Source organism: Methylobacterium oryzae (assembly GCF_036441375.1).
GTDB classification, from domain to species: Bacteria; Pseudomonadota; Alphaproteobacteria; order Rhizobiales; family Beijerinckiaceae; genus Methylobacterium; species Methylobacterium oryzae_A.
Genome location: NZ_MLCA01000002.1, coordinates 1 through 15,531 on the forward strand (window position 1 = coordinate 1; position 15,531 = coordinate 15,531).

14 protein-coding genes and 1 pseudogene are annotated in these 15,531 nt (G+C 71.8%); 6 read left to right on the forward strand and 9 right to left on the reverse strand.

Features of this window, described 5'->3' with window-relative positions:
• From MOTC310_RS08345 to MOTC310_RS08385, 9 genes and pseudogenes are all read right to left on the reverse strand, one after another.
• A partial coding sequence (locus MOTC310_RS08345) for an ATP-binding cassette domain-containing protein (RefSeq protein WP_331301490.1) occupies window positions 1-382 on the reverse strand: 382 nt, incomplete at its 3' end.
• On the reverse strand, window positions 379-1,413 hold the full coding sequence (locus MOTC310_RS08350) for a branched-chain amino acid ABC transporter permease (protein ID WP_331292615.1): 1,035 nt from the start codon (window positions 1,411-1,413) through the stop codon (window positions 379-381). The genes MOTC310_RS08350 and MOTC310_RS08345, both read right to left, overlap by 4 nt.
• Window positions 1,410-2,282, reverse strand: coding sequence for a branched-chain amino acid ABC transporter permease (locus MOTC310_RS08355; protein ID WP_331292616.1), 873 nt, complete (start codon window positions 2,280-2,282; stop codon window positions 1,410-1,412). The genes MOTC310_RS08350 and MOTC310_RS08355 overlap by 4 nt, the downstream gene beginning before the upstream one ends.
• A gap of 82 nt (window positions 2,283-2,364) precedes the next feature.
• The gene (locus MOTC310_RS08360) at window positions 2,365-3,513 is read right to left on the reverse strand and encodes an ABC transporter substrate-binding protein (RefSeq protein WP_331292643.1); all 1,149 of its coding nucleotides are present in this window, start codon (window positions 3,511-3,513) and stop codon (window positions 2,365-2,367) included.
• Window positions 3,514-3,547: 34 nt separating this feature from the next.
• Window positions 3,548-4,646, reverse strand: a pseudogene (locus MOTC310_RS08365) (2Fe-2S iron-sulfur cluster-binding protein).
• Window positions 4,643-5,515, reverse strand: coding sequence for an FAD binding domain-containing protein (locus MOTC310_RS08370; RefSeq protein ID WP_331301492.1), 873 nt, complete (start codon window positions 5,513-5,515; stop codon window positions 4,643-4,645). The pseudogene MOTC310_RS08365 and the gene MOTC310_RS08370 overlap by 4 nt, the downstream one beginning before the upstream one ends.
• Complete coding sequence (locus MOTC310_RS08375) at window positions 5,512-7,866, reverse strand: xanthine dehydrogenase family protein molybdopterin-binding subunit (RefSeq protein WP_331301493.1); 2,355 nt, start codon at window positions 7,864-7,866, stop codon at window positions 5,512-5,514. Before MOTC310_RS08375 ends, MOTC310_RS08370 begins: the two co-directional genes overlap by 4 nt.
• A complete protein-coding gene (locus MOTC310_RS08380) occupies window positions 7,863-8,732 on the reverse strand; it encodes an alpha/beta hydrolase (protein WP_331301494.1) in 870 nt (289 codons plus the stop codon). Before MOTC310_RS08380 ends, MOTC310_RS08375 begins: the two co-directional genes overlap by 4 nt.
• 10 nt (window positions 8,733-8,742) lie before the next feature.
• Window positions 8,743-10,017, reverse strand: coding sequence for an amidohydrolase/deacetylase family metallohydrolase (locus tag MOTC310_RS08385; RefSeq protein WP_331292620.1), 1,275 nt, complete (start codon window positions 10,015-10,017; stop codon window positions 8,743-8,745).
• A gap of 121 nt (window positions 10,018-10,138) precedes the next feature.
• On the opposite strand from MOTC310_RS08385, the gene MOTC310_RS08390 reads away from it, so the two are divergent.
• The 6 genes from MOTC310_RS08390 (at window position 10,139) to MOTC310_RS08415 (ending at window position 15,486) form a co-directional block, all read left to right on the forward strand.
• The gene (locus MOTC310_RS08390; RefSeq protein ID WP_331292621.1) at window positions 10,139-10,690 is read left to right on the forward strand and encodes a MarR family winged helix-turn-helix transcriptional regulator; all 552 of its coding nucleotides are present in this window, start codon (window positions 10,139-10,141) and stop codon (window positions 10,688-10,690) included.
• Window positions 10,691-11,055: 365 nt separating this feature from the next.
• On the forward strand, window positions 11,056-11,820 hold the full coding sequence (locus tag MOTC310_RS08395) for a GntR family transcriptional regulator (RefSeq protein ID WP_331301495.1): 765 nt from the start codon (window positions 11,056-11,058) through the stop codon (window positions 11,818-11,820).
• A complete protein-coding gene (locus MOTC310_RS08400) occupies window positions 11,817-12,587 on the forward strand; it encodes an ABC transporter ATP-binding protein (RefSeq protein WP_331292623.1) in 771 nt (256 codons plus the stop codon). Before MOTC310_RS08395 ends, MOTC310_RS08400 begins: the two co-directional genes overlap by 4 nt.
• Window positions 12,578-13,393, forward strand: coding sequence for an ABC transporter permease (locus tag MOTC310_RS08405; protein ID WP_331292624.1), 816 nt, complete (start codon window positions 12,578-12,580; stop codon window positions 13,391-13,393). Before MOTC310_RS08400 ends, MOTC310_RS08405 begins: the two co-directional genes overlap by 10 nt.
• A 64-nt stretch (window positions 13,394-13,457) precedes the next feature.
• On the forward strand, window positions 13,458-14,438 hold the full coding sequence (locus MOTC310_RS08410) for an ABC transporter substrate-binding protein (RefSeq protein WP_331292625.1): 981 nt from the start codon (window positions 13,458-13,460) through the stop codon (window positions 14,436-14,438).
• A gap of 31 nt (window positions 14,439-14,469) precedes the next feature.
• Window positions 14,470-15,486, forward strand: a complete 1,017-nt coding sequence (locus MOTC310_RS08415; protein WP_331292626.1) for a quinone oxidoreductase family protein — start codon at window positions 14,470-14,472, stop codon at window positions 15,484-15,486.
• Window positions 15,487-15,531 lie beyond the last annotated feature (45 nt).

Below are 15,531 nucleotides of genomic sequence, written 5' to 3' on the forward strand. Positions count from 1 at the left end.
CGGCAGCCGCCGCGCGGCCGAGGAGGGCGTCGAGAACCGGCACGCGGCCCGCCGCGGCGCCCATCCGGTGCAGGCCGATCATCACGTTGTCGAACACCGTGTCGTCCGGGAAGACGCTGGTGCGCTGGAATGTCCGGGCGAGGCCGAGCCGCGTGATCGCGTGCGGCGACAGGTCTTTCAGGGATGTGCCGCGGAAGCGAACGTCTCCCTGGCTGGGCTTGAGGAAGCCCGTCATCACGTTGAAGGCGGTGGTCTTGCCGGCCCCGTTCGGGCCGATCAGGCTGACGATCTCGCCTGCGTGGACGTCGAAATGCAGGTCGGCGATGGCGACGAGACCGCCGAAGCGGACCCCGACATGCTCGACCGAGAGGATCGCGCTCATCGCTGCACCGCTGGATTGACCTCGAGGACGGGCGCGGCCGGGGCCGGCCGGCGGCCGAGCAGCGCCGCCAGTCCCGGCACGATGCCCCGCGGCATCACGAACAGGATCACGATCAGCACGAGGCCGTAGACGATCCACTGCGCCTCCGGCGCCATGACCGGGCGGAGCGCCACCGGCAGCAGGCCGAAGATCAGGCCGCCGACGACCGGCCCCATCAGGGTGCCCTTGCCGCCCGCCACGACCATGATGACCATGCTGACCGTGGTGGCGAACAGGAACACGTCGGGATCGATGATCCGCAGGTAATGGGCGTAGAGGCTGCCCGCCGCGCCGGCCATCGCGGCCGAGATCACCGCCGCCACCGTCAGCGTGCGGGTGGCGTTGATGCCGACCGAGAGCGCCAGCGGCTCGTTCTCCTTGAGGCCCCGCATCGCCCGGCCGAAGCGTCCGCCGACCAAGCGGGCGATCGCGCCGTAGCAGAGCGTCCCCATGGCCAGCACGAGGTAGTAGTTCTGGAGCTTGGTCTTGAGGGTCCACATCCCGAGCCCCGGCAGGCCGAGGGTGATGGCGGGTATGTTGGTGAGCGCGAGCGGACCCTGCGTCAGCTCCACCCAGTTGAGCGCCACGAGCCGCACGACCTCGGCGAACGAGATCGTCACGATCACGAAGTAGGCGCCCCGGACCCGGAAGGAGAGCCGCCCGATCAGGTAGCCGCAGCCGCCGGCCGCCACCGTCGCCAGCAGGAGGCCGACTGCCGCCGGCCAGGGCTCGTGGACCGCCCGGATCCCGAAGCCGAGATCCACGTCGAAGCCGAGGCTCGTCAGCGCGCTGACATAGGCGCCGATCCCGAAGAACGCGATGTGGCCGAGGCTGAGCTGCCCGGTGAAGCCGAGGAGCAGGTTCAGGCTCATGGCGCCGATCGTCAGGATGCCCGTCACGATCAGCGCGTTGAGGAGGTAGGGGTTGGCGCCGAGCCCCAGGGGCAGGGCGACGAGGCCGGCGAGCAGGGCGAGGGGGAGGAGCCGGTTCATCCGATGCGCTCCGCCTTCGCGAACAGCCCGGTGGGCTTGTAGAGCAGGACCGCGATGATGATCAGGAAGCCCATCGCGTCCCGGTAGCCGGAGGAGACGTAGCCGGCGCCCAGCTCCTCGGCGAGCGCCAGGATGAAGCCGCCGATCGCCGCGCCGGTGACGTTGCCGAGCCCGCCCAGGATGACGATAGCGAAGGCCTTGAGCTCGGCGAGGCCGCCCATCTGCGGGAACACCACGTAGACCGGACCGAGGAGCGCGCCGGCGGCCGCGGCGAGCGACGAGCCGAGCGCGAAGGTGGCGGTGTAGATCCGGCGGACGTCGACGCCCATCAGCGCCGCCGTGTCGGAATCCTGGAACGCGGCGCGCATGGCGAGCCCGAGCTTGGTCCGGTTAATCAGCGCGTAGGTGAGCGCGATCAGGGCCAGCGCCGCCCCGAGCACGAACAGCCGCAGCCACGACACCGAGACCGGGCCGACCTGGAGCGGCGCCTCGGGGAACGGCGACGGGATCGCCTTGGCGACGCCGCCGAAAGTCCAGAGCGTGCCCGATTGCAGGATGATCCCGGCGCCGATCATCACCAGCATGGTGGTGTCGATGTCCGAGCCCCGGAACGGGCGCAGCAGCACGAACTCGATCGCGGCCCCGAGCAGGAGCCCGCCGAGGATCGCCACCGGCAGAGCCAGGAAGAAGTTCAGCCCGAGCGCCGCGACGGCCAAGTACATCACGTAGGCGCCGACCGTGTAGAGCGCGCCGTGGGTGAAGTTCACGACGTTCATGATCCCGAAGATCAGCGTCAGGCCGATCCCCAGCAGCGCGTAGGTGCCGCCGAGGATGAGCGCGTTGACGAGGTGCTGGATCAGTTCGTTCACGGGCGGCCTCCGAGGGTGCGCCCCGGCCCGGGGCCGGTTGACGGGCGAGGGGACCGGCGTCGGGCCGCCGGTCCGGAGGCGCTCACAGCGCCGGCACGATTACTTTCCCGTCCTTGATCTCGATGAGGTAGACGTCGGGCTTGCTCTGGCCGCTCTCCTTCCCGGCGGGGCCGGCCTTGGCGAAGCGGATCGGCCCGTTGAGCCCGACGAAGTCGACCGACCAGAAGGCCTTGGTGATCGCGGCCGGATCGGCCGACCCCGCCTTCTCGATGGCGTGGGCGATCGCGCGGATGCCGTCGTAGCCGCGGAAGCTCTCGGTGACGCCGGCGAAGTCGAAGCCGCGCTTCTTCCACGCGGCGATGAACGCCTCGGTGGCCTTCGGGTCCGGCGTCTTGTCGGGCGACCAGGGCAGGAAGGTCGTGAGGTGCATCGTGCCGTCGGCGGCCGCGCCGGCCTGGGCGATGATCTGGTCCGGGTTCTGGGATCCGCCGGTGGTGATGACCCGCTTCTTCAGGCCGAGCGCCGCCATCTGCTTGAACAGCAGCACGAGCTGATCGACCGAGCTCGTGATCATGATCGTGTCGGAATCCGACGCCTTCAGCTTGGCGAGCTGGGCGCTCATGTCCTGCGCGCCCTGGTCCATGGTCTCGACGAGGCCGACCGTGACGCCCTTGTCCTTGAGCATCTTGCCGAAATCGGTCGCGGCGCCGCGGCCGAAATCGTTGTTGAGGACGAGGAAGTCGACCTTCTTCATGCCGAGGCGGTCGACCATCGGCGCGAAGGTCGCGGCCTCGAGCGACGAAGGCGGCGAGATCCGGAACACGTAGGGGTTGCCGGAGGTCGTGATTTTGCCGGACGAGGAGGTCTCGACCAGCATCGGCGTCTCGTAATCCGCGAGCTTGGGCATCACGGCGAGCGTCAGGCTGGAGCCCCAGGCGCCCATCATCACCGGGGTCTTGTCGCTGGTGATCAGCTTCTCGGCGACGGCGGCGGCCTCGGTCGGGTTGCTCTTGTTGTCCTCGATCACGAGCTCGATCGACTTGCCGAGGACACCGCCCTTGGCGTTGATCTCGTCGGCGGCGATCTTGGCGCCGTTGACCACGTAGGTGCCGGAGGCCGCGAACGGCCCGGTCAGGGGCTCGTTGACCCCGATGCGGATCGCGTCCGCCCGGGCGCCTGTCGCCGTCAGCGCCAGCAGGATCGCGGTCGTGAGGGTGAACCTGCTGGGCATTCGCTTGTCTCCGGTGGATTGAGGCGGAAGGGGATCAGGCGCGGCCGAACCACGCCGCGAGGCGCGCGCGGGCGAGGCCGAGGAGCAGGCGGAGCGGGTTGAGACCGGCGGGCGCCGGCGCGGCGACGCCGGAGAGCCGGGCCTCGAGGCTTCCGATCTACGACGCGATCTGGCCGCAGGATATCCTCGCCGCCGTGCGGGACAGGATCCTCCAACGGCTCGCCGCGGATGGAGTCGATCTCCGACGGACCGGACGGCGCATCATCCTGTCCCGGCGGGGGTTCACGCAGCGCCAGCTCGTCAACGAGGCCGATCGGCCCGATCCGCACCTGCAGGCCGCCCTCCATTGTGTCGGCGGTGGGCCGTGCGGTCAGCACCGCGCCCGGCAGGCAGGCGGCGACCGCCGCGATGTCGCCCAGCAGGGCGAAGACGGCCTCCGGCGGGTGGGGGAGGTCGAGCACCTGCGTGAAGCCGTGGGCCGGCGTGAACGCGTCGGACAGGTCCGCGACGGCCGCGGGCGCCGCCGGGGCGATCCGATCCGCCGGCGATTCCAGGGGCGCGAAAGCCGCGTCGCCGATCCGGGCGCCGACCGGGCCGAGCGGCCGCGCCGCACCGGTCTCCGGGGGGATGCCGCGCCCGCGCCGGTCCGCGATCACCGCCATCACGGCCCGGACGATGCCGGCATAGCCTGTGCAGCGGCACAGGTTGCCCGACAGGCCGACCCGGATCCGCCGCTCGTCGGCCTCGGGCAGCCGCAGGACTAAGTCGCGGGCGGCCACCAGCATCCCGGGCGTGCAGTAGCCGCACTGGAGCGCGTGCTCGCGGTTGAAGGCGGCCCGCAGCTCGCCCGCGATCGCGTCCGCGTCGAGCCCCTCGATCGTCGTGACGGCGGCGCCCGCGCAGGCGCCCGCGAACGTCAGGCAGGCGCGGGCCGGCTCGCCGTCGAGGAGTACGGTGCAGGCGCCGCAGACGCCGTGCTCGCAGCCCAGATGCGTGCCGGTGAGGTCGAGCCCGTCGCGCAAGACGTCGCCGAGATGGCTGCGCGGCTCGGCCGCGACCCGCACGGCGCGGCCGTTCACCGTCAGCGCCAGGGCCATGCGGGACGGCCCGGGTTCGGCCAGCGCGGCGCTCATGCGGCCTCCGGAAGGGTGTTGGATCGGGGTTCGGGCGCGGCCGCCGCGGCCACCGCGCGGCTCAGGACGGTGACGTGGATGTGTCGCTCGACCGTGTCGGCCATGCCGGCCTCCCGCAGCGCGAGGTCGGCGGCGCCGGCGTCGAAGCGCGCGGCGAAGTCGGCGCCGATGCGGCCGCCGAAGAGCGGGCGGGCGTCGGCCAGGAGCACGGGCGGCCCCTCGACCGCGCCGATCACGGCCCGACCGAGGCCGGCGTCGGGCTCGAGGCGCACGGCCCCGATGGCGTGGGCGAACTCGCCGATCTTCGCGCAGTGCTTGACGTAGCCCCAGGCCGCGCCCGCCGGCAGCGCCGGGACGCGCACCGCGACCAGGATCTCGGCCGCACCGAGGGCGACCGCGAGGGCGCCGGTCACGAAGCGCTCCAGCGGCACGGTGCGACGCCCGTTCCGACCCGCGATCTCGACCTCGGCGCCGAGGGCCGTCAGGGCACTCACCCAGTCGGCGGCCGGGTCGGCGTGGACGAGGCTGCCGCCGACCGTGCCGCGGTTGCGCACGGGCCGGTAGGCGATCGCGGCCGCGACCCGCCGCAGCGCGCCACCGGTGAGATCCGGGACGCGCCCGTCCTCGATATCGGCGTGGGTGACGCAGGCCCCGAGCACGAGCGTGTCGCCCTCGACCCGCGCGGTCCGGAGCTCGGGCACGCCGGTGATGTCGAGGATGAGGGCGGGCTCGACGAGGCGCAGGTTCAGCATCGGCCCGATGGACTGGCCCCCCGCGATCAGCTTCACGCCCGCGGGAGCCTCGGCGAGGCGCGCCAGCAGCGCGGGCAGGCTGTCGGGGCGCTCCCAGGCGAAGGCGGCGGGCTTCATGCGGCCTCCCGCGCGGTCACGGCGGGGGCGCGGGTGGCGAGCACCGCCTCCACGATCCGCCGGGGGGTGGCGGGCGAGTGCAGCAGCTCGACGCCGAGCGGCGCCAGCGCGTCGTTGACCGCGTTGGCGAGCGCCGCCGGCGGCGCGATGGCGCCGCCCTCGCCGATGCCCTTCTGGCCGAAGCGCGTGTAGGGCGAGGGCGTCTCCATGTGGTCGATGCGGGCCATCGGCACGTCGGCGGCGCCGGGCAGGAGGTAGTCGGCGAAGGTCGAGGCGAGCGGCTGGCCGCGGGCGTCGAAGCGCATCTCCTCGAACAGGGCCGTGCCGATCCCCTGGGCGAGGCCGCCGTAGATCTGGCCGTCGACCACGAGGGGGTTCACCAGCGTGCCGCCGTCCTCGACGATGACGTAGTCGAGGATCTCGACCGCACCGAGATCGGGGTCGACCGCCACCACGGCCGCGTGCGCCGCGTACGAGAAGGTGCCGGAATCGCGCACCGGCTTGTAGCCGGCGGTGACCTCGAGACCCCCGGGATCGGTGTCGGGCGCGAGATCCTGCGGGCGCCGGTACCAAGTGCGGGCGATGGCCTCCAGCGGCACGTCGCCCGTGGGGCCGACGACGTGGCCGCCCTCGAACCGGCACGCGTCGGGCCGCGCCTGGAGCAGGTGGGCGCCGATCCGCACGGCCCGGGCCCGCAGTTCCTCGCAGGCCGCCGCAACCGCGCCGCCCGCCATCACCATCACTCGGGAGCCCCAGGAGCCGGTGGAGTAGGGAGTCATGGCGGTGTCGCCGTGGACGAGGCGGGTGCGCGCCACCGGGACGCCCAGGATCTCGTGGGCGACCTGGGCCAGCGTCGTCTCCAGGCCCTGGCCGTGGGAATGGGCGCCGATGCGCAGCTCCAGGCCGCCGTCCGGGGTCAGGCGGGCGCTCGCCTGCTCGTGGCCGGGCACCATCGGAATCCCCCAGCCCGAGTAGACCGAGGTGCCGTGCGCGGCCTGCTCGCAGTAGATCGCGAGGCCGAGGCCGATCCGGCGCCCGTCCGGCTCGCCCTGACGCTGGCGGGCGCGGATCGCGTCCACGTCGACGGCCTTCAGCGCCCGGGCCAGGGCCTCCGGGTAGTCGCCGCTGTCGAAGTGCTTCTTCGTGATGTTCTCGAACGGCATCTGCTCGGGCCGCACGAGGTTCCGCTCGCGCACCGCCTCGGGCGCGATCCCCGCCGCGCGGGCGACGGCGTCGAGCACCAGTTCCAGGGCGAAGCAGACGCCCGTGCGCGCCACCCCCCGGTAGGGCAGGATCGGGCACTTGTTGGTCGCCACCGACCATGTCCGGCAGCGATAGGCCGGGAAGTCGTAGGGTCCCGGCAGGATGCTGGCGACCTGCGCGGCCTCCAGGCAGGCCGAGAACGGGTAGGCCGAGTAGGCGCCGGAATCGACCGTGGCCTCGCAGTCGATGCCGCGCAGCCTTCCGTCCCGCTCCGCGTAGGCGGTGATGCGGTAATGGTGCTCGCGGCAATTGGCGTTGGAGGTCAGGTGCTCGCGCCGGTCCTCCAGCCAGCGGACCGGGTGGCCGCAGCGGAGCGCGAGCCAGGCGAGGGCCACGTCCTCGGCGAGCAGGATCGCCTTGTAGCCGAAGCCGCCGCCGACATCCGGCGAGACGATGCGGATGCGGCCCTGCTCGATCCCGAGGCATTCGGAGAGGCCGTTGCGCACGATGTGCGGCATCTGACTCGCGGTGTGGACCACGAGCTGGTCGAGGCGGTGATCGAGCTGCACCACGGTGCCGCGGCCCTCGATCGGCGCCATGCACTGGCGCCCCGTCGAGATGGTGCGGCTGACCTTGATCGGCGCGTCGAGGGCGCTCTCGATACCGACGTCGACCAGCGTCTCCAGAAAGACGTTGTCGCCCCAGTGCTCGTGGACGAGGGCGGAGCCGGGCTCGCGCGCGGCCAGCATGTCGTGGACGGCCGGCAATTCCTCCAGGTCGAGCACCACGGCGGCGGCGATGTCCTCGGCCTCGGCGCGGGTCGGAGCGACGCACATCGCGACGAGCTCGCCCACCTGCCGGACCTTGCCGGTGGCGAGCACCGGCTGCTCGGAGACCTTGAAGCCCGGCAGCCCCGAGACGGCGCGGATCGGCAGCACGCCGTCGAGGTCGGCGGCGGTGAAGACGCGGTCGCGGTAGGCCTCCGGCACGTGGACGGCGCGGATCCGGGCATGGGCGAGCGGGCTGCGCACGAAGGCCACGTCCTGCATCCCCGGCAACCGGAGGTCGCCGACATACTGGCCACGCCCGCGCATCAGGCGGTCGTCCTCCTTGCGGGGCAGGGGAGCCCCGACGCCCTCGCGGCTCATCGCGGACCTCCGAGAAGATCCTGCGCGGCGCGGACCAGGAGGCCGTCGGGCCGGCGGAACCCGTCGAGGATCGAGAAGTGGTCGGCGCCCGGCACCGGCAGCAGGGCGCCCGGCGCGTGGGCGGCGCCGCGCAGGGCGTGGAGGTTGCGCGCGTCGCGGACGAGGGCGGGCAGCTCCCGGCTGCCGTAGGCGACTGTCATGGGCTTCGGCGTGACCGGCAGCCGCAGCGGCGACAGGGTCTCGATCTCCCCGTCGGTCAGGCCGAGCTTCTCGTTCAGGTAGGTCTCGCGGAGCGGCGCGAGGTCGTAGACGCCGGAGATCGCCAGGACCGCCGCGACGGCCCGATGGCCGAGATGGAGGGCGGCGAGCTGCGCCCCCGCGGACCAGCCGGAGAGGACGATCGGGCCGCCGATCCCGCGCGCCGCCCCCTGCCCGGCGAGCCAGTCGAGCGCGGCCCCGATCTCGGCGACGATGCCGGTGAGGCTCGCCTCGGGCGCCAGGGTGTAGCCCGGCATCGCCACCGACCAGCCGGCGGCGTTCAGCCCCTCCGCGAAGCAGGCAAAGTCGGCCCGGGCGTTGCGCTGCCAGTAGCCGCCGTGGACGAAGACGAGGCACGGGGCCCGCGCGTCCGCCGCCGGGTAGAGATCGAAGGCGGTGCGGTCCCCCGCGGCATACGGGATGTCGAGGCCGGCCGGGTGCGCCGCGCGGTAGGTCGCGGAGGCCGCGTTGCGGGCCGCGACCTGCGCGGGGCTGTCGGGCACGCCCGCGTTGTTGTCGTAGCAGGCACCCCGGGCCGCGAAGTCCAGGCTGTCCCAGCGGCGGCGCGGGTCCGGCGGGGTCGGGTCGTCGAGGACGAAGGCGGGCACCGGCGCCACCTCAGGCCGCGATCGCCTGGGGCAGGATCGGTGAGTCGGCCTCGAAGCGCTTCCCCGCGCGCAGGCAGAAGGCCGGGCGCAGCAGGCGGTCGGCGATCACCCGCGTGTCCTCGTTGTCGCGCAGCAGGAAGCGGCCGCGATCGTCGTGCAGCACCGACACGTCGGCCGCGTAGCCGACCTTGAGGGCACCGATCCGGTCGCCCATGCGCAGCATCTCGGCCGGGTGCGACGTCACCATCGGCACCACGTCCTCCAGCGGGATGCCGAGCGCCATCATCGAGCTCATCGCCTGGGTGAGGCTGAACCGGGCCTGCCCGAGGAACGGGTGGTTCTCGTCGTCGTGGTGCTCGTCCGGGGTGCCGGCGGGTTGAGGCACCTCGGTGTTGTAGCCGTGCATGTCGGCGCCCAGCGTGTAGGGGATCACGCCGGCCGGCAGCGAGGCGCGGGCGACGCGATAGGAGAAGTGGCTGCCGTGGCCGACATCGACCTTCAGCCCGGCCTCCATGGCCCGGCGGATGATGTGGTGGACCTCGCCCTGCTCGTTGATGAAGCCGCCCGGGTGGCGGGTGAAGGGATGGGCCAGCACGTCACCCGGCCGCAGCAGCGGGATCACCCGCTCGACGATGGTGTCGGCATCCTCGCCGTTGGCGCCCGATTCCGGCAGGCCCCAGAGCTGGCCGAAATGCACGTAGAGCGGCAGGTCGGCGCGTCGGCTGATCTCGGCGGCCATCTCCATCACCTTGATGCCCCAGCGGGCGAAGCCGCCGATCTCGGCGTGCCCCTTGATGCCGCGCACGAGGTCGCGGTTCTCGGTGGCCGACTTCACGGTGGCGTCGATGTCGACGCCGTCTGGGCTGTAGAGGTTCGGGTAGAAATGCCCCTCCAGGCCGCCGACGAGGTAGGCCGACAGGAAGGCGAGGACCTGCGTCTCCGAACGCTCGGCGATGAAGTGGCGGAAGCCCGGCAGGGTCATGCAGGACGGGCCGCCCTGGTCCACCACCGTGGTCACGCCCGAGCGCACGCCGACCATGTCGGGGTTCAGGCCGAACCGGCCGGTGACGTACTGGTAGACGTGGGCATGGGTGTCGATCATGCCGGGCAGGACGAGCTTGCCCGCGACGTCGACCACCTCGGCGGCGGCCGAGGGCAGGATCGTCTCCGCCAAGGCGGCGATGCGCCCGTCCTGCACCGCCACGTCGCGGATGCCGTCGATGCCGGAGGCTGGGCAGATCACCCGCCCGCCCCGCAGAACCAGATCATAGCGGCGATTGTCCATGTCGACCTCGTGGTCCCGGCCGGCGCGCGCCGGCCTCGCCCTTGCCAAAAGCGAAGCATGCTTCGTATTCCGGCGTTGCACGCCGCGTGCCAAGGCTGGAACCGTTCTGCGGAGGCGGACGATGGATGAGGTCCCGGACACCCGATTCGCTGCGGGATCGGCGGAGGCGGGGGCCGCGGCAGGGGCGGCGAACGAGGCAACGGACGCGGCGGCGGACGTGCGGCACTGGCCCCTGGCCGAGCGCCCCGGCTTCCTCGCCCGGCGCATGCATCAGATCCACGTCAGCCTCTTCGCCGAACGCTGTGCCGCGTTTCGCGTCACCCCGCTCCAGTACAGCCTGCTCTCGCTGCTGCGCGACCTGGAGGAGGCCGATCAGACGACGCTCGCGAGCGCGGTCGCCCTGGACCGGACGACGACGACCGGCGCCCTGAAGCGCCTCGCGGCCCGCGGTCTGGTGAGCCGAACGACCTCACCCCACGACCGCCGCGCGCAGATCTGCCGGCTGACGGAGGCGGGGGCCGCGCTCCACGGCGCGATGGAGCCGGCGGCGCGGGCCGCGCACGCGCTGACCGTCGAGGCCCTCACCGCTTCGGAGCAGGACACCCTGACCCGGCTCCTGCGCCGCGTCATCGCGGGGCACGAGCACCGGAGAGGCCAGCCCGACATCGTCTAGGGCATCGCCGAGGAAGCCGCGAACACGCGCGCCTGCTCAAAGAAAAACCAGTTTGTACTGCTCCTAGACGCTTCGAGAGCGCTCTCCTTCCAACACCTTCGGGAAAATTGGACGCGCGTTCCATTTACAGGACGCGAGCCCGTTGCGCATAAATACGGCATGGAATGCCCACAGGTCGCGCTGATCTGATCACACGGCGCGTCTGAGCTTCCTACCGCACGACGAATGTCGACTGCCGGCCGACGTTTCGTGCGCCGATGCTCGCCGCGCGCGACCGGACCGGCGTGGGGTTGGCACATGTCCTGCCTACGGTGAGCAGCTCACAGCATGCTGTGGGAGCCTCAATGCCTGAACAGCGAGGTGCCATGACGACGCGCGATGACAGGTCCCGGCCGGATCGCCCGACGGCGACGGTGCTCGCCGTCCCCGACGCCACGCGCAAGGGCAACCAGGCCTACGACCTGATGCGGCGCGAGATCGTCGCCTGCCGCCTCCTGCCCGGCACGCGCTTCACCGAGGCCGAGGTGATGGAGCGGTTCGAGATCGGGAAGGCGAGCTGCCGGATCGCGCTCCAGCGCCTGGCCCAGGAAGGCTTCGTCAGCTCGATGCCACGGCACGGCTACCGGGTCAGCCCAGTGACCGTGAAGGACGTTGACGAGGTCTTCGCGCTGCGGATGGAGCTCGAGCCCCTCGCGGCACGGGGCGCCGCCGGCCGCGTGAACCGGGCGCATCTGGAGCGCCTGGAGCAGGCCTGCCGCCGCAAGATCACGGTGGAGATGGGCAACCAGATCGACTTCTTCCTGGAGGCCAACCGGGGCTTCCACCTCGCGATCGCCGCGGCTTCGGGGAACGGGCGCCTGTATCGGACGCTGTCGGGCCTCCTCGACGAGATGACCCGCCTCGTCGCCCTCGGCTTCGGCGTGCAGGGTGTCCGGCCGAACATCGCGAACGACCACACCGCGATGATCGAGCATCTGGTGGCCGGCGACGCCGACAGCGCCGCCCTGGTGTCGCGCCGCCACGTCGAGACCTTCCGGGCCATGACGATGGAGAAGGTCATCGCCAGCCTGCGCGACACCGCGGTGGTGGCGCCGGTGCGACCGAACCGGGCCGACGGGGGCGAGCCGTGAACGCCGTCGAGCTCGACCAGGTCAGCAAGTGGTTCGACCGGCGCGAGGGCGGGCCGCTCCACGTCCTCGACGCTGTCGACATCGCGATCCCGCAGCACGCGATCGTCGCGATCCTGGGCGCGTCGGGCTGCGGCAAGAGCACCCTCCTGAACATGATCGCCGGGCTGGTCGAGCCCGACCAGGGCGCCGTCCTCCTGAACGGCATCCCGTCGCACGCTTTCCGCGACTGGCGGGCCATGACCTACATGTTCCAGGAGGACCGGCTGCTGCCCTGGCGAACGGCCGCCCAGAACGTCGCCTTCGGTCTCGAGGCCGGGCCCATGGGCCGGGCGGAGCGGGCCCGGCGGGTCGACGAGACCCTGCGTCTCGTCGGGCTCGAAGCTTTCCGCGACGCCTACCCGCACGAGCTGTCGGGCGGCATGCGCAGCCGGGTGGCGCTCGCGCGCAGCCTCGTCACCGAGCCCCGGATCCTGCTCCTCGACGAGCCGTTCTCGAAGCTCGATCCCGAGATCCGCGCGCAGATGCACGCGGAGCTGCTGCGCATCGCCGGCCTGCGGGCGATGACCCTGGTCTTCGTCACGCACGACGTGGAGGAGGCGGTGGTGCTGGCGAGCCAGGTGGTCGTCCTGCACCCGCGGCCGGGGCGGATCGGCACCGTCCGGGCGATCGATCTGCCGTACCCCCGCGACCCGCTCTCGACGGAGGTCGCCGAGGAGGTCCGGCGCCTGCGCATCAGCCTCTCCGCCGCGAGCGCGCGATGCTCGTGAAGACCCCGCCGCGCCTGATCCGGCGGACGCGGACGTCCGGCGCCGGGCGTCGGGCCGGCCTGCTCCTGCAGCGGTTCGCCCTGCTCGCGCTGGCACTGGCCGCGTGGCAGCTCGGGTCGCTGCACGCGCCGAGCTTCGTCCTGCCAAGCCCCGCGCGGGTCTGGCACGCGTGGCTCGGCCTCGTCGCCACGCCGAGCTTCGCCGCCGATCTCGGCATCACTTTGGGCCGGATCGGCGCCGGCCTCGCCTTCGCGGCCCTGGTGGGCCTGCCGCTCGGCCTGCTGCTCGGTGCGAGCCCCCGCCTCGGCCGGTTCTTCGAGCCGGTGCTGACGGTGACCAACACCGTCTCGTCGGCGATCTGGGCGATCTTCGCGCTGATCTGGTTCGGTCTCTCGAACTGGACCACGATCTTCGTGGTGTTCATGACCGCGATGCCGCTGATCCTGACCAACGTCTGGCAAGGCACGCGCACGGTCAGCGCCGAGCATCTGGAGCTCGCCCGCACCTTCCGCATGCCGCGCCGCAAGGTGCTGACCAAGATCTACCTGCCGACGATCCTTCCCGCCTTCTTCTCGGGCGCGCGCCTCGCCATCGGCTTCGGGGCCCGGGTCGTCCTCGTGGCGGAGTCGCTGGGGGCGAGCAGCGGCATCGGCTACCGCCTCCGGCAGGCGGCGGACCTCGTCCAGACCGACCAGGTCTTCGCCTGGACCCTCACCCTCGTCGCCCTGATGATCGGGCTCGAGACGCTCGTCCTGAAGCCGGCCGAGCAGCGCCTGTTCGCCTGGAAGAAGGTGGCGCAGCCGTGACGGCCGGCGCCAGCCGGGGACACGCCCGCCGCACGTCCTCCCATCGCAGCTCCTGGAGAACGCCTTGAAACGAATCGGCGCCCTCGCCGTCGCCGCGCTCTGCGCGGTCGGCCTGCCCGGCCTCGCGCGCGCCGAGACGGTGCGCATCGGCTACTGGAGCTCGGGCATCAGCCTCGGCTTCGGCGCCGTGCTGGAGGCCGGCAAGTTCATGGAGAAGGAGGGCCTGACGGTCGAGTACGTCAAGTTCCCGGACGTGAACGCGCCGACCAAGGCCATGGCCGCCGGGGCGATCGATTTCGCGATCGCGGCGAGCGCCGGGACGGCGCTGAGCGTAACCGCCGACGGCCTGCCGATGAGCATCGTCCTCGCGACCCAGGTGGCCGACCTCGACTTCGTCGTTCCGGAGGACTCGCCGATCAAGACGATGGCCGACCTCAGGGGCAGGAAGATCGGCACCTCGCCGGCCGGCAGCGGCACCGCCGCCATCGCGGCGGCGATCTTGGAGACCAATCACGGCCTCAAGCCCGCCGACTACCAGGCCGTCCCCGGCAACGATTCCCGGCTGGCGCAATTCCTCGTCCAGAAGGACATCGACGCCGCGGCCCTGCGCACCGTGACCCTCGCGCTCCTGCCGGACGTGAAGCTGCGCCGGCTCGGCACCTTCCGGGAGGAGTGGAGGCGCCTCACCCAACAGGACGCGCCGCCGGTCCTCGGCGTCGGCCTGATGCGCAATGCCTGGATGACGCAGAATCCGGACGCGCCCGCCAAGGTCGTGGCCGCGATGCGCAAGGCCTACGCTTTCGGCCAGGCCGACAAGCCCGGCGTGGCCAAGATCCTGAAGGCGGCCGCGAACCTGAGCGACGCCGACGCCGCGGCCTACGCGGGCCTCTGGGACGGCATCTACACGGTCAGCCTGGAGCCCGCCGACATCGCCTCGCTGAAGCGGGAGTTCGACGTGTTTAAGGCGGTCGGCGCCGTCCAGGGCAGCCTGCCGGACACGGCCCTGGTCCCCGGCCCTTACGAGCGGTCGAAGTCGATCCCGTAGCCTTTCCGACCTGCAGAAGAGGGTTTCCACGATGGCTCAGACGATGAAGGCGCTCGTGCTGGAGGCGCACGGCGACATCGACACGCTGAAGGTGGTGAACGACTATCCGAGGCCGTCCCCCGGCCCGGGCGAGGTCCTGATCCGGGTCGGCGCATCCTCGTTCAACTACCACGACGTGTTCACCGTGAAGGGCATGCCCGGCATCAAGGTGCCGATGCCCGTGGTAATCGGCCTCGACATGGCCGGGCAGATCGTCGAGCTCGGCGACGGCGTCACGGAGTGGCGCGTCGGCGACCGGGTGCTGGTCAACCCGCTCAACAAGGCCAAGGGCCTGATGGGCGAGATGCTCGACGGCGGCATGGCCGAGTACTGCCGGGTCTCGACGGGCCAGCTCATCGCGATGCCGCCGGACGTGAGCTACGCGGACGCCGCCTCGCTGCCAGTGGCCTACGGCACGGCCCACCGCATGCTGATCACCCACAACACCGTGAAGGCCGGCGACAAGGTCCTGATCCTCGGCGCCAGCGGCGGCGTCGGCACCGGCTGCGTGATGCTGGCCAAGCAGCTCGGCGCCGAGGTGATCGCTTGCGCGGGCAGCGCGGAGAAGATGGCGGCGCTCAAGGCGCTCGGGGCCGACCATGTCGTCAACTACCGCGAGACCGACTTCTCCAAGTGGGCGATCCAGCAGTACGGCAAGCCGCAGCGCCGGACCTACGAGGGCGGGGTCGACGTGGTGATCAACTTCACCGGCGGCGACACCTGGGTGCCCTCGCTCAAGTGCCTGAAGCGCGGCGGCACGCTGCTGGTCTGCGGCGCCACCGCGGGGCACGATCCCAAGGAGGATCTCCGCTACATCTGGAGCTTCGAGCTCAAGGTGATCGGCTCGAACAGCTTCTACGACGATAACCTGTCGGCCCTGATGGACATGATCCAGGCCGGCACGCTGAAGCCGACCATCGACAAGCTCCTGCCCCTCGAGGAGGCCGCCGAGGGCCTGCGGATGATCCGCGACCGCGAGGTCATGGGCAAGATCGTCGTCACCCCCTGAAACCGATCCGGTCAATCGCGCGTCGTCGCCCCCCAGCCCCGCCCG